General features: G+C 51.4%; 15 protein-coding genes. 10 read left to right on the top strand and 5 right to left on the bottom strand.

Annotated elements, in window-relative coordinates; genetic code table 11:
* The first annotated feature begins 5 nt into the window (after window positions 1-5).
* The 5 genes from B036_RS0100845 (at window position 6) to B036_RS33360 (ending at window position 2,525) form a co-directional block, all read left to right on the top strand.
* A complete protein-coding gene (locus B036_RS0100845) occupies window positions 6-455 on the top strand; it encodes an SRPBCC family protein (RefSeq protein WP_020566791.1) in 450 nt (149 codons plus the stop codon).
* A 91-nt stretch (window positions 456-546) separates the two neighbouring features.
* A complete protein-coding gene (locus B036_RS0100850) occupies window positions 547-1,218 on the top strand; it encodes an SRPBCC family protein (RefSeq protein ID WP_020566792.1) in 672 nt (223 codons plus the stop codon).
* 40 nt (window positions 1,219-1,258) lie between these two features.
* A complete protein-coding gene (locus B036_RS0100855; protein WP_020566793.1) occupies window positions 1,259-1,615 on the top strand; it encodes a SnoaL-like domain-containing protein in 357 nt (118 codons plus the stop codon).
* Window positions 1,616-1,650: 35 nt separating this feature from the next.
* Window positions 1,651-2,154 carry an SRPBCC family protein gene (locus tag B036_RS0100860; RefSeq protein WP_020566794.1) on the top strand — a complete coding sequence of 168 codons (504 nt, stop codon included), beginning with the start codon at window positions 1,651-1,653 and terminating at the stop codon, window positions 2,152-2,154.
* Between the two features lie 200 nt (window positions 2,155-2,354).
* A complete protein-coding gene (locus tag B036_RS33360) occupies window positions 2,355-2,525 on the top strand; it encodes a hypothetical protein (protein WP_020566795.1) in 171 nt (56 codons plus the stop codon).
* Window positions 2,526-2,757: 232 nt separating this feature from the next.
* Here the strand turns inward: B036_RS33360 and B036_RS0100875 are convergent, their stop codons facing one another.
* Both B036_RS0100875 and B036_RS0100880 read right to left on the bottom strand, forming a co-directional pair.
* The gene (locus tag B036_RS0100875; protein WP_020566797.1) at window positions 2,758-3,651 is read right to left on the bottom strand and encodes a hypothetical protein; all 894 of its coding nucleotides are present in this window, start codon (window positions 3,649-3,651) and stop codon (window positions 2,758-2,760) included.
* 92 nt (window positions 3,652-3,743) lie between these two features.
* Window positions 3,744-4,583: a helix-turn-helix domain-containing protein gene (locus B036_RS0100880; protein WP_020566798.1), complete on the bottom strand. Its 840-nt coding sequence runs from the start codon at window positions 4,581-4,583 to the stop codon at window positions 3,744-3,746.
* A 384-nt stretch (window positions 4,584-4,967) separates the two neighbouring features.
* Between B036_RS0100880 and B036_RS0100885 the strand changes: the two genes are divergently transcribed.
* The 3 genes from B036_RS0100885 to B036_RS0100895 are packed head-to-tail and all read left to right on the top strand — an operon-like array spanning window position 4,968 to window position 6,800.
* Complete coding sequence (locus B036_RS0100885; RefSeq protein ID WP_020566799.1) at window positions 4,968-5,813, top strand: alpha/beta fold hydrolase; 846 nt, start codon at window positions 4,968-4,970, stop codon at window positions 5,811-5,813.
* A gap of 22 nt (window positions 5,814-5,835) precedes the next feature.
* Window positions 5,836-6,270 carry a MarR family winged helix-turn-helix transcriptional regulator gene (locus B036_RS0100890; protein ID WP_020566800.1) on the top strand — a complete coding sequence of 145 codons (435 nt, stop codon included), beginning with the start codon at window positions 5,836-5,838 and terminating at the stop codon, window positions 6,268-6,270.
* A gap of 56 nt (window positions 6,271-6,326) precedes the next feature.
* Window positions 6,327-6,800 carry a hypothetical protein gene (locus B036_RS0100895; RefSeq protein WP_157471980.1) on the top strand — a complete coding sequence of 158 codons (474 nt, stop codon included), beginning with the start codon at window positions 6,327-6,329 and terminating at the stop codon, window positions 6,798-6,800.
* Between the two features lie 206 nt (window positions 6,801-7,006).
* On the opposite strand, the gene B036_RS0100900 is transcribed toward B036_RS0100895, so the two are convergent.
* Entirely contained in the window at window positions 7,007-8,914 is a 1,908-nt protein-coding gene (locus B036_RS0100900; protein WP_020566802.1) for a sodium:solute symporter family transporter, read from the bottom strand.
* 348 nt (window positions 8,915-9,262) lie between these two features.
* On the opposite strand from B036_RS0100900, the gene B036_RS0100905 reads away from it, so the two are divergent.
* Window positions 9,263-10,453, top strand: coding sequence for a pyridoxal phosphate-dependent aminotransferase (locus tag B036_RS0100905; protein WP_020566803.1), 1,191 nt, complete (start codon window positions 9,263-9,265; stop codon window positions 10,451-10,453).
* A gap of 118 nt (window positions 10,454-10,571) precedes the next feature.
* Window positions 10,572-11,708: an AEC family transporter gene (locus B036_RS0100910; RefSeq protein ID WP_020566804.1), complete on the top strand. Its 1,137-nt coding sequence runs from the start codon at window positions 10,572-10,574 to the stop codon at window positions 11,706-11,708.
* Between the two features lie 5 nt (window positions 11,709-11,713).
* Here B036_RS0100910 and B036_RS0100915 read toward each other — a convergent pair whose 3' ends face one another.
* Entirely contained in the window at window positions 11,714-12,295 is a 582-nt protein-coding gene (locus B036_RS0100915; RefSeq protein ID WP_020566805.1) for a hypothetical protein, read from the bottom strand.
* A 419-nt stretch (window positions 12,296-12,714) separates the two neighbouring features.
* A complete protein-coding gene (locus tag B036_RS32790) occupies window positions 12,715-14,244 on the bottom strand; it encodes a septal ring lytic transglycosylase RlpA family protein (RefSeq protein ID WP_071596744.1) in 1,530 nt (509 codons plus the stop codon).
* Window positions 14,245-14,377 lie beyond the last annotated feature (133 nt).

Consider the following 14,377-nt stretch of genomic DNA (forward strand, 5'->3'; position numbering starts at 1 on the left):
ATAACATGAACTCCGATCAATCCAATACCATCTCCATCGCTCCACTTGCCCGTTCGCTTCCTTTTTCTGCCGACGTAGTTTGGGGAGAAGTTCGCAAGATGGACAATATGGAACACCTGAGCAGCCAGATCGACACCGTCGAATGGTTTGGCCCCAAGGGAGTCAGCGGTGAAGGGTTAATGCGGGGCGGGGCCCACGCTTTCTGTGAACGTGTCACGGCCTTCGATGATTTACAGCGCAGTTACTCCTACGAAGTTGCCGAAGGCGTTCCGGCCAAAGAACTGACCAACACGATTCGCATCATCGATGAGGGCTACGCCCGATGCCTACTGGTGTGGACTTCCGCTTGCGGTGGGTTCCTTCCAGGGGCAGAAATGTCCGAGGCGGAGTTTGCCGGCTTTCTGTCCGCTGCCCGGACCGAGATCGTCGATACGCTACACCAAATTATGGGATGACCCTCAGCTGACTTACTCCGCTTCTTTTCAACCAATTATCGCACCTGCGTCCGCGCGCCTAACCGCGCGGAAACGCAACAACTATACTATAATGCAACGTACTTCCAATTTCTATTCTACCCTTATTCTTAGCATCATCGCCCTGCTGGCCTTCTGCACCTCTCTCTCCGCTCAAAGTATGGCGGACGATTACCGCAAGATGGTCGTTAAGCGTACCATTAAGGCTCCCGCTGACCGTGTTTGGCAAGCCCTGGTTGGTGACTACGGCGAGATCGCTCATTTTAGCCCGTTCATCTACGCCTCCGACTACGAAAACGGGAGCCTTAAGGGCACCGAAGGAGCCGAGCGCAAGTGTATGTTCAACGCCAAGGGGAGTCGCTGGAGTCACGAGCGCATCGTGATGCTGGACAACGAGAATATGCGGATGAAAAATCTCATCATTGATGCGCAAAAATTTCCCCTTAACCTGGACAATAGCTATGCGATCTACTCGGTCACCAACAACGGCGACGGGACGTGCACGGCCGGTTATGAGTTCAACTTTCGTACCGCACCGGCCTTTATGGGCGGTTTGGTAGTGGGTTCCTTCAAAAAATCGCTGAACGAAACCCTTATCGGTTTAGAACACTACCTGCTCACGTCCGAACGTGTGACCGGAGGATCCGACAACGCCAAGGCGGTGCTTAAGGCTTATAAGGCCGACGACCGGTACGACGATTTCACCTATTCTTTAGATAAGATGGAAGGCGAAGTAAGCCGCTAATCCAAGTCCCTCCTTCCAATAATCATTCAAATCCTTTACCATGACTACCCAACAAGTTGCCGACCGCTTGGTCGCCCTTCTCCGCGAGGCTAAATTCAATGAAGTCTACGACGAGCTTTTCCACCTTACCGAAGTCGTCCACGACGAGCCGCAGAGCGAGCACTTCCCCCGCGTCGTTGGCGTGGAGGCCATTAAGGCGAAAGACACTCAGATGCAGGCGGGTATCGCCGAGTTTCTCGGCATGGAGGTCGGCGAGGCGATCGTGGCCAAAAACTTTTTTTCCATCCTTTACAAGATGAGCGTCGAACTCCAGGACGGTAACGTCTTGAACCTCGACGAACTTATCGTCTATGAGGTGCGCGACGGGAAGGTAGTTCTCGAAAAATTCTTTTACTAAACCGGGGTAAAAATCCTTACTAAACACAAACCAATATGCGTATTTTCAAATCAATTATGGCTACGGCCATCCTACTCATTTCCTTCTCGGTCTCCGCACAGAGCAGCGATGCTAAATTCACCCATACCCAGGTGGTCGACGCTTCGGCCGATAAGGTATGGACCGTTCTTCGCCAGATGGACGACATCGACAAGTATTCTTCCGCCATCGCCAAGGTGGAGTGGACTGGTGACAAAGGGGTTGGCGGTGCGCGCGTCTGTACCGCTCCCGAGGGCCAGGGCTTTTATAAGGAGTCCATCGTGGCTTTCGATGATAACGCCCGGACCTACTCCTACGCGCTTATCGAAGGCGTACCGGTCAAGGGAATGGTCAATTCCTTCAAGGTCATCGATCTCGGCTACCAGAAAAGTATGGTCGTTTGGACCAGTAACTACGAAGCCTTTATGAAGAACCCGCAAATGACCGAAGAGCAGTTCGGTAGTTTCATCAAAATGAGCATCGGCGAGATGGTGGCTAATGTCGCTAAGGCAGCGAAGTAACTCTATCATCTTTTTGTGTGGCAATAAGCCGCGTTTTCTTTCGGGGAGGCGCGGCTTCTCTACGTTTCGCGTGGTTCAATCGGGCGCGAACGCAGGTACGAGCAAGGAACTAGGAGAGCAATACCTTGTAATATTAGCCCAATTATCACATCTAAGATTAGTCCGTAGGACAGCTACTAATCCAAGGCAAAAATCAACCCATGAAATTATCATTTTTGATTTTCCTTTTCTTACTCTCTACCCTACTCACCGCCCAACGTGAGCACCTTATGCTAGACAGTAAATACTTGAGCCGGCACATCAACGTAGAACTGATTGACCTTAGCGGTGGTGCGCCTGATCAACCAGTTATCTACTTCACTGACGGCTAAAAGTTGATCGACAACGGCTTCCTGACGAAGATTGAACGGCTCACTGCCACAGGAGAAGTTTCACCGTCCCACTACATCTTCGGCAGTACCATCGACGCGGCAACCGGGGAGTATCTTCGGAATGACTACTTTTTCGCTAATCATGATTATCTCGCGTTTTTCACGAATGAGGAGCACTACTACATAATTAGAATCATGTAGCAGTGCTCGTGACGAGACCGTAGCGACCGACCTACTCCGTCTTCGGCTTACTGTCCCCATACATTTTCAGTCCCTTCATCGGGTAGATCATCTCCTTATCAAAAGAGTCGAATTGAAAATCCCGGTAAGTGAAAGTGTACACATCCTTTTCAATGTTCTCCTTAGGATGGCCGATTTGGATGACGGTTTTAGCGGGTAGCCAGGCACCGATGGAAGTTTTAATCCGTTCGGGAAACTGAACGGTGGCGTTCTTCATACCACCGGGCATGGGCAGGAAAAAATCGGTGATCGTCAGTTCTGTCAAGTCGGTGAAGCCGGTTTCGCGGTTGACGTACAGCAACCATTGGTCGTACTCTTTTTTCTGGGTACCGTCCCCCCAGGTAGCGAAGACGAGGTCATAAGTTTTACCATTGAATTTTTTCTCTCCGGCGTAGCTAATGATGTCGGCACCAAGCAGACGCATCGGCCCTTCAGTAAGGTAGTGGTAGGCGGTCAGCCCCCAGGGATAACGCTTACTACCCAGTTTCTCTACCGGAGCGGAGGCGTTTTCCTGCTGGTAATTCTCCCAGCTCTGAATACCTTTGATCTGGCCGGTCCGGGGGCCCTCGAGGAACTCAAGGTGACCGTCGAATGAGTTGGGGGCAAAACGGAACTGAATATCTTTATTTTTATTGCCAGGGAGAGCATTCATAGGCATCTTAGACCACATCGGAGACCAGTTGAAGTGCGCGGTCATTTCGTAAACTTCTACGTTTTCCAAGGCATTATAGCCCATTTTTTCGTAGGTCATTTGCAGGAGTTCGCGCCCTTTGGTTTCGGGGTCAGCGATCTGGCCAGTAACCAGGGCGTCAGTTTGGAGGTTCGCGATGGAACAGGCGGTTAAGAAGGTGCCGGCAGCTAGGGAAAGAATGATTCGGGTAAGCATTTGGGGTTGTTTTTGTTACCACAAAGTTCTTGGTTTGAAGGTCCAATGCCTTGGAGATATGGACCAGAAAATTGACTTCTTGGGCCAATCGTTCATCCCCTCTTTCGCCATTCCGTTGGCGAAGTGCCGTAAACCTTTTGGAACGTCCGGGAGAAATGCGCCAGGTCATTGAACCCGCAGTCGTAGGCCACTTCAGAAATACGCCCCTGCGTCCGGCAGAGCAGCTTGGCTGCGCGTTCGAGGCGCCGTTGGCGGATGTAACTCGCTGGCGCATCGCCGAAGGTTTTTCGGAAGGTTCGCTTAAAGCCAGATAGACTCATTTTACAGAGCGTCGCCAGTTCTTTGCTGTCCAACCTTTCGAAGAGGTTCGCTTCAATTATAGCAGCAAAGTCGTTAGTAGTCGCCGTAAAAAGCCCCGCAATGAGCCGGCGAACGTCGGAGGCCTTATCCGTGCGGGCGAGCAGCAGCAGCAATTCTTTAATCTTCAGCTTCTGTAATTCATCGCTCACCAGGGATGGGTTTTCAAAGTAAAACTCCAGGCCCTTAATATAGGCCGTGATCAGCTCCGAGGCGGCACGATGCTCGAAGTAGATGGGTTGGACGCGGTCGACTTCCTCCAGAAAGTCCGGGAAGTCCCTGTCGTAGATGAGGCGGAGCGTATCACCGTAAAGGTGGATTGCAATCGCCTCGAAGCGGTTACTGCTGGTGCTCAGGAATTCGGTGAAGTAATTGCCGCACCGCAGCACCAACCCTTCGCTGGTTTGCTGACGGATGGTTCCTCGCGGGGTGTAGGTTCTGCTGTCCCCCTCCACGATGTAATAAAAGCAGGCTTCGTCGGGCATCACGACGGGAACGCGCAATGGAGGGCAGCCTACTACACGTTCGAAGGTCTTACGTCCGGCGAGTTCAAAGGAAAGGTGGTCGGTGATCATGCGACTTTTTTACTGAGGTTCTTCAAAGCTTTACTCATCACGTTGGGCATCTTCAGGAGGCGGGCAATGAAGTTAGTTGCGAAGTTGCTGTTTGATCAAAAGTACGGGAAGCAGCGGTCATGGTAGTTGTTTTAGTTACCACAAAGGTCCGCCATCCGGGTAGTAAGAACTTGTCTATTTGGGCCAGAAGGTTAGGAATTCGGACCACCGTTAATATTCCTTGCTTTACGACTGTCTTTGCACATGCCCCGATAGCTGTCGGGGCGCACGCCATTACGTATCCAGGCGCGGACGCAGCTACAAATTAAGGTATTAAAACGCCGGGCCCCGTCTAGCCAACCACCAGCCCATCTGTAACGTTCTCACGGGCACAAGACAAAACACTTGACGAACCAACAGACTTCACAAGACTTCTTCCTAACCGCCGCTGGTCCGGAGCCCCTCGACACTCCCATTTCGTTGGACCGCCTCTACGTCCGGAAATACGGCAATGGCCCCAGGATCATGCTTTCCGTACACGGCTTTGGCCGCAACGGCAGACGCATGGAACGACTTGCTCTGGCGCTTGGACGGGAGTACACCACCTTCGCACCTGACCTGCCCTACCACGGCAAGACAGAGTGGGTCCGGCAGCAATATACACCTCAGGGGCTCGCCGCCGTCTTCAACCGCTTATTGGCCGACTACGAGGACCAGCCGGTTTACCTCCTAGGCCACAGTCTGGGTGGCCGAATCCTGAGTAACACCCTGCCCTTCCTTAATCATCCGGACATTCGGGACCTGGCACTGGTAGCTCCCGACGGTGCGGGCGGCCGTTACACCAACTGGATAGACACCTTACCTACGTCCCTGATCCGCCCGCTGGCCAAGTTCAGTGAGCGACCACGGTACCTCCTTAAGCTCAGCAACTGGCTGAGGCGGCGAGGGGTCATTAATCGATATTCTGCGGAATACCTGAATTACAACCTTAAGGACGGCACCTTCCGCCGGCGATTGGCCGGCAGCCTGCGAAGTGTGCTCAAGTTCCCTCCTCAGCCCGCCAACCTGGAAGCCGCTCTGACCAATCTGAGCATCACCGCAACCGTCTTTGCCGGCGACAGGGACCCGCTGTTACACCACGAACGACTGGAGAATGTTTACGGTCCGTTGCCCTCCGTCAACGTAGTTCCGTACACCGGCAGCCATTGGCTGCCCGAGCAATTGCTGTACGACTATTACCTTAGCAGGTAAACCACGAAATAACATTCCCACTTTGACACCTCTATCTTACGACAACGTCGGTACCATACTGGACCGTACCACCCGCCTGCTAAAGGCACATTACCAGCGCGCTTTTCGCGATGCCGGTATCGACATTACCCCCGAACAGTGGGTAGTGCTTGACCAACTTAGCAAGGCAGGCGCCTCTTCCCAAACGGACCTGGCCAATGGCACCTTTAAGGATGCCCCAACCGTTTCCCGCATCATCGACAAGCTCGCCAGCAAGGAGCTGGCGGCGCGTAAGCGTTTCCCTGGCGATCGCCGGCGTTACCAGGTGGTGCTGACGGATAAAGGGCAAACCACCCACGCTCATCTGCTGCCCCGGGTGCAGGAACTACGTGTACAAATGTGGTCGGGCCTGAACGCCGGAGACTACGATGAATTGACGCGGGTACTGGAGACCATTAGAGCTAATTTCCCGGAATAAGATGTGAACGAAGAAAGCGTGTTTAACTTCTCCACTAAATTCGTTATCATCGTTCCATGAAACACTTCTCTACGCTCCTGCTATTGTTTGCCCTGCTTGCCTGCTCTTCTCCTCAAACAATGGGGAGGCAACCCGTAGCTATGCTTCCCGATGCCACCTTCATCATCGGATACACCGGTGGCTGGGGCGGCGGAGCCGCCTACAAACTGGAAGACGGGAAACTCTACACTTCGGTAGAACAGCGCGGGCTGGGAGATGCAGACGACATCGTAAAGGCGGCGTTTCAACCCTTGGATTCCCCCACCGGCCTGGCCGCCATGACGGATTTAGCCAAGCGCTATTCTCCCAAAACCTTCACCCGGGTTGCGCCTAAATTTGATTGCCAGGAACAAGCTTATGATGGCGTTTGCCCGTACATCATCGTGGTAAAAGATGACAAAAGCAATGCCTGGACACGGAGTGAGGTGGACAAGGACCAGGTCTTTGTCGCTTACATGAACGACGTTCAGGAGGCCCTGACCAAGATGTAGGACTTTGCAGTTGCTGCCCAAGAAAAGGCACCATCGAGCGTAACTTTTTGGCGAGGCCGCAGGTGCTGGGAAAGGTTAAAAGAGCAAGTCAACTGCCGAGGTTATTCCCTGCTTTATAAATTTTACAATGTACCTGCGGCCCCGCCCAAAAAAATGCGTGAGTAAACCAAAGCTTACTCACGCATTTCATTTAAGCCGATATGCGCTTACGCTAAGGAAGCGTAGATCACTGCCAGGATAAGTATGACGGCAACGGCCGAAATATTAAAGACCATTCTGGTACGGAAGAGAGAAGGCTCAAGATCAATAGCTTTGTGATCATCCGGGCTTTTGTCGGTATAGATCAGCGCAATTACTACGATGGACAGCAGCAGGAAAACGTAGGCTGTCCAGGCAGGTACACCAACGGAACCGTTAACCCCTGGATAAGCATTAATCGGTTGTATCAACAGACGGATACCCGTAGCGAGGCCCGTAGCCATAACTGCAATAACGAGACTGTTACGAAGCCTGAAGTCGCTGATCAGGCCTTCTTTCGTTGCAGGTTTTACCGGAGATGATGCCCGACGCTTTTCAAGCATCGGCATGATGATCATCACGGCCGCACTGATCAGGAAAATGAGTGCCATCCGATCAAGGAAAGGCAGGTCTGGAATCAGGACCTTGAACAATACGGACAGCGGGATGGAGAGCAAAATGGTGATCAAGGCTCCCTTAGAAGTCGCTCTGCGGTAGAACATTCCGAAGATGAATACCGTAAGTACGCCCGGGCTTACGAAACCGGTGTACTCCTGAATGATCTGGAAAGCCTGCCCTGCATTGAGCCAGATGGGTGCGATTAGTGCACCGATAACGAGCGCTAGTGCTGCGGAAATCTGACCGATAGACACCTGTCGTTTCTCACTTGCTCCGGGGTTAATAAACTTGTTGTAGATGTCGATCGTCCAGATAGTAGAAGCTGAGTTTACCATGGAACTGATGGATGAGCCAATGGCCGCGACAAGCGCCGCAAACGTAAGGCCACGAAGCCCCACACTGACGTAATTACCCAGCACCCACGGAAAGGCTGCGTCTGCACGGGTAATCGGATCGAGGTCAGGCTGCGTTTGGAGCAGGTGCCAGGCGGCGATTCCCGGAAGAACGGCAAAAAACGGAATGAAGAGTTTCATGAAAGCCGCAAAGGCAACGCCTTTCTGTGCTTCCGCAATGCTCTTCGCTGCCAGTGCGCGTTGGATGATGTATTGATTCGTACCCCAGTAGAAAGTATTCACGATCCACATACCGCCAAGCAGCATGGCAATGCCGGGCAAGGAAGCAAAGGAAGACTTTATCTCGTCTCCGGGGACTAGTGTTGTTGCAACCCCGTCAGCATCCACACCAAGCTGTAATTCGGTTTGCCGGGCAATATCAATGTAAGTATCCTGAGGGTCAAAAAGCATTTCGAAGCGTTCGGGCAAGGCTTCGAAGAGCGTTGCAATTCCGTTGAAAACGCTACCGTCTCCAACAACACTAAGAATACCCCAGGCAGCAACCGTGCCGCCAACCATCAGGACGACTACCTGAACGACGTCCGTCCAAACAACTGCTTTCAGGCCACCAAAGATGGAGAAACAGGCAGAATAGAGCATCAGGCCGATGATACCTATATACAGCGGAAACCCAAGTAGTTCCTGAATAGCGAGTCCTCCTAAATAAAGAACCGTGGAGATGTTGATGAAGACGAAGAGGGCGATCCAGAAAATGGAAAGTATCGTCCGGACCGTTCCGTTATACCGTTGTTCGAGGAACTGCGGCATGGTATAAATCTCCTTTTTGATGAATACCGGGAGCAGAAACTTCGCAACCATAATCAGCGTGATGGCCGCCATTAACTCGTAAGTGGCGATGGCCAGACCGAGCTCAAAACCCGAACCGTTCATGCCGATGATTTGCTCAGCGGAGATGTTGGAAGCGATGAGGGAACCGCCAACTGCCCACCAGGGGAGACTCCGGCTGGCAAGGAAGTAGTCGCTGGCAGTAGCTGCCTTTTCACGATTGGCAATCCAAATGCCAAAAAGTATAACGGCGACGATGTAGACGCCGAAAATAATCAGGTCGATCCCTTGTAATTGCATGATCCCTAAGTCTGGTGGATAGTGTGAGTGCTTATAAAGTGAGGCAATATAGTGGCTGGCCCGGTAAGGAACTGTTTAAGTTCGTGTAAAAATCGCACTAAGGAGCGAAATCGAAGCAAATATGAACGTAGAAATATGGTTTTTAAACGTTAGTGGTGGTTTTTACCGGGCTGGCCAGTGATCAACATTCATTGCAGAATTACGTAACAATGGATACGGTTTTCTTAATAAATGCTATGTCAGAATATGCTTTGGGCATAACATTTTCAAAAGCAATCCAGCTAGGCCTTACTGCCTGGCAAACTTAAATTGTTGGCTCAACTATTCACTACCTGAATTACTTATAAAATGAGTACAACATCTACCATTTCCCGGAGGGCCTGGTTACGCAAGGCTGCCCTTGCCAGCGCGGGCCTTGCTGCGGCACCCACACTGACTTTAAATGCCGCCCCTGGGTTATTACCCCAGTACGCTTCGGTAAAAGAAATAATGCCCAGCCTGGAATGGGAGCGCTCCCACTACTCCGCACGTCCCGAACTAAAAGCCCGCCTGTTGGCGAACGAGAACCCCTGGGGACCCAGCCCCAAAGCACGGCTGGCCATCATGGAAACGGCCAAAGAGGGCAATCGCTACCAGCACGAGGCCGCCATGAACCTGAGAAGCATGATTGCGGCCTTTGAAGGCGTTTCTGAAGATCACATTCTTCTGGCACCGGGATCTTCCGATGTGTTGGAAAAGATGGCCATCATGCACTTTATGAACGGAGGGAACCTTGTTGCCGCAGACCCTGCGTACATGTCATTGATCAAAACGGCCGTAGCGATGAAGGCCGACTGGAAGAAAGTTCGGCTAACCGACAGCTGGGCCCACGACCTGGACGGGATGAAAAAGGCCGTTGACCGTAACACAAAAATGGTTTACATCTGTAACCCTAACAACCCTACCGGTACGCTGACCCCAGCCGAAGACATTAAAAAATTCTGTCGTGAGGTTGCTACAAATGACACGACCGTCTTTGTGGACGAAGCTTACCTCGAATTCTTGCCGGATCCCAAAGCGCAAACGATGGTCCCGCTTATCAAAGAAGGGAAGAACGTTGTGGTTGCACGTACTTTCAGTAAGGTACACGGTATGGCAGGCCTACGCATCGGCTACGGCGTCATGCTCCCCGAAATGTTAGAGAAAGTTGACGCCATCTGGCGTGGCAACATGAGTCTGTGTAAAACCAGCCTGATGGGGGCCATGGCAAGTTTGGAAGACACTGAATTCCAGCAAATGAGCATAAAAGGTACCGCTGCGGCACGCAAGCAAACGGTTACAGGGCTAAAAAAGCTAGGCTTTTCCCCCGTACCGAGCCATACCAGCTTCATGGTATTTCCGATTGCGATGGCCGGCAAGCCATTTCTCGACGCTATGTTCTCCAAGGGGGTAGGCGTCAGAGCCTTTGACATTTTTGGAAAAGATTACTGTCGCGTCAGCATGGGTAAGCCTGAGGAGATGGACATTTTTCTGACGGCACTCGAAGAAGTACTGGTATAACGACAAACAACCGAATAGTGCCGATGCGGGAATACCTACCGGTGCTCTTGCACCGGCACTATCCACCAGCCTTTCGGTATTCCCTCAATGTTGGTTAAATGATAATTTTTTATCCATTATGAATCCCGCTCTTCAAAAAACCCTTTCCTTCCTGTTGTTAATTGTGGCCGGTTACTTTCTTCAGAAAAAAATCGCCGGTAAGCAAGACCTAAAGGGCGTCAAAGTCCTGATTCTAAGTGTGGTTTTACCTGCTACAATTTTCGTAGCCCTGCTAAAGATTGAGATTTCAGCAGGTTTGATTTTTTTGCCAATACTAGCATTAGCTTTCAACCTGGTGCTCTTCTACATTGCTCAAACTGTTCTTCCCTTCCTTGGGTATGAAAAAGACACCAACGAATGGAGAACGGCAGCAATGCTTATTCCTTCCCTCGCTCCCGGACTTAGCTGTATGCCTTTTGCCCTTGAATACCTTGGGGAAGATGCATTGGCCAACTCTGCCCTCGCCGATATTGGCAATAAGGTTTTTGTACTTATTATCCTTTACCTCGTTGCCATGAACTGGTATTACCGGGCCTGTAGTGACCGCACGTCCAGTACGCCAAACCGCAAAGGAAAACTGAAGAACCTGGGACTTAGCCTACTTCGAGAACCCGTAAACCTGGTGATTGTAGCAGCCATTCTTATGCTAAGTTTTGATCTTAACCTCTCAATGTTACCCGATTTTCTTTCAGGTACCGCTGTTCGCCTTGCCGGGCTCATGACACCGGTAGTACTCCTGTTTATTGGAATGGCTGTCCGGTTCGAAAAAAAGCAAACATTAATGATCCTCAGGGTCCTCGGTTTCCGAGCGGGTATAGGGTTGTTGTTCAGCGGTCTTGCGCTCCTCATTTTACCGCCAATTTCTGCCGCAATGGCCCTGCTGTTGGTCATTTTCCCGCAGTCGGCTGTTAGCTTTTGGCCGTTCGCTCATATGTCAGCGATTGAATCTCTTCGGGAAGAAGATGAAAAGAAAGTTTTCAACATCGACCTGGCTTTAAACACGCTGGCTTACTCCCTGCCATTTTCAACGGTTATAATTCTTGGCGTCCTTTCTTTTGGCGAGACCTTCGCGAGCCCTTGGTGGGTTTTGTCCTTAGGGTTAGTCTTCCTTACGATTCCAGCTTTATACTCAATACGCAAAGCAGTAACCCTGATGTCCAGAGATCCAAAAAAACACCGTTCGTCAATGAAAGAATCCGTAGCCGCCAATGGCTGATTCTTTTAATATATCCTTCGCGTCCCAGTTTCCAGCAGGCCTTCAATGGCCTCATAAATTTGCTCCGGTTTCTGGGGGCGCCAGGTAAGGCCGTTGAAGGGTTCGCCGAAATGGAGGTAGTTATCCAGTCTGGTTTGCGCCAATTCGTCCTCAACGTGGGAGTGCACGTTCAGCATGGCTACCCAGCCTTGCTCGTCACGAATTTCGTCCATCCATTCTTCGTAATAGTCCGTGTCGTCTCCGTGAAAATTCAGCACACCTTCCATAATGATGATGAAGTGGCGGATACCGTTACCGATCAACTGGTCGATGAACTCCCGCTTGAAGTGCATCACATCATTATGGACGGCATCGTTCCACTCCCCGATCATCTCGACGATAACGTAGCCTTCATCATAATCGGTGAAGAGCTGCTTGAGGTAAAGCGTTTCAGCACCAAACTCATCCCATTGTGGATGAAGGAGGTAATTATAGACCTTGTTGGTGAAGCCAAACTCGGAATACTCCCGACCGAAAAAGGGGGAATATTCGTCTGCCTCGGCGCGGTATTTCTCCCGCCAACCAAAATGTGGTTCGATGTCGTGCATAGAGAAGGAATTATTGCTGTTTACGGAGATAATACGGTTAAAGAGGAATTAGGTTTATGGAGAAGGTGCCGGGAAGCCCTTCATACGATAGTGAAATCGTTAATTCCCGTTAAAGCCGTTCCCGCACCGTTACCAAATGTTTAAAGCGTGGCCGGGGAAGTACCTTCGGAGGTACCTCCGTCGTCAATAGCACCATGAATAACATGGATAAGAACCTCCGCCTTTTAGTGCTGATCCTCCTGCTGGTCACCCCGGCCCTGTTGCTGTCCCTTATCCCGGCGTAGTAGCATTCAGTTATCAGGGACCAGTGCACAGGGTTCAGTGCTCAGGGTTCAGCAACCAGCACCTGATACTAAGCGCTGAGTACTAAATCCTGAATTCTGAATTCTGAGCCCTGAATACTAAATACTGAGCCCTGCCTACTGCACCCTTCGTACCGTAGCCTGTTCGTAACCAGCTTCCCGAAGTTTTTCCTTCAGCACCTCAGCCTGGCTCTGGAAGTAAAATTTCCCGGAGAATACCCGGTACATTTCTCCAACGCGGGCACTATAGGCATCTGAAAACCCTTTTTCCCGAAGGCCTTTGAGCGACTTATCTGCATTCGCCTTGGTACTGAAGGCACCAACCTGAACCCCAAATAGAATATCAGTTGGATCGAATTGCTGCTTGGGTGGTGCGGCCTGCGTTGGCGGAGTGACCACTGTTGTCCCGTAAGTAACAACTGGATCGCGAAGGTCTTCAGCTGGCACCCGGATCTTTTTCACTGACGCTTTAGTATATCCTTTTTTATGAATTTCTTTCTCCATATCCTTGGCTGCAGCCTCTGAGGAGAACACCCCAATAGAAGTACGGTGCAAGTCATCACTTTCCTTTCGGGGGTAAAAATCGGAAGCATCAACCCCCTTTGAAATCATGTCATTGATCAGTTCATCGGAATTAGCGGCATTTTTGAAGGCCCCGACCTGGACCGTGTAGGCATCCACCATGTTTTCTGGCTGCTCGCCCGCGGGCTGAGGGCTCCGGGGGCTGAGCACAGCCGCATTATCTCTTGCGGCTGTTCGCTCCTGGGACCAGGCTGAGCGGTTACACGTAGGCCCGTCGACACCAAGGCTGACAACACGTAACTGTACTACCGCAATACCTGCCTGGATTACGCCAATCTGCGCAGCAGCTGCCCGACTCAAATCAATAATCCGGTCAGGGCTATTGGGCCCACAATCATTCACTTTTACTTCTACTTTCTGTCCTGAAACAATGTTCGTTACTTCAAGGATAGTACCGTAAGGAAAATCTTTACTGGCTGCGGTACGCAGGCGGTGGTCATAGGTTTCCCCGGTACTCGTGGGCCGGCCATTGAAGCGGTCGCCATAGTAGCTGGCTTTTCCCCGCAGGGTGCCTTCCGGAACGGGAATGGCCGGGTCTACCGACGGAGGGCCGGGCACCACGGGGTTCACTGGCGTCATGGAAACCGTTTGGGTAGGATCCCACGGTGGTGGTGGCGGAGGAACAGCCTTTCCCTGTGCTTTAAGTTTTTTGGCCCATGCGCCGCGGCTACAGTTTGGTCCGGCGTCACTGGTTTTCAGCACGCGCAGCCGCACCTTTGCCTCACCAGCCTTGACGAACCCGAGGTCATTTGCCGCCGCCCGACTCAAATCGATGATACGATCTTTGGCGTGTGGTCCGCAATCATTGACACGAACCTGTGTGGTTTTACCATTGCTTAGGTTGGTCACCTCAACAATGGTGCCCCATGGCAGTTCTTTACTCGCAGCAGAGTAACCCGACTGGCGGAAAACTTCTCCGGTGCTGGTTTTTTTGCCATCAAAACGGTCAGCATAAAAGCTGGCTATTCCTTCCAGTTTTTGAGCAGATAGCCCGGTAGTCATATTGCCAAGGAAAAGGAAGAGGGTGGCCACAAGAAGGCCACGGTGTAAATTAGTGTAAATCATACTTTGGGATATGGTGGACGTAATGTAGGCCCATTTTCGGAAATATTCGGCTGCCTGAGGCAAAGTATGGACGTATGGCGATACTTTCAGCCATAGAGGGCCTTTTTCGACCTTTTTTCTCCAGGGGCGGGGC

The organism is Neolewinella persica DSM 23188, from assembly GCF_000373105.1.
GTDB classification, from domain to species: domain Bacteria; phylum Bacteroidota; class Bacteroidia; order Chitinophagales; family Saprospiraceae; genus Neolewinella; species Neolewinella persica.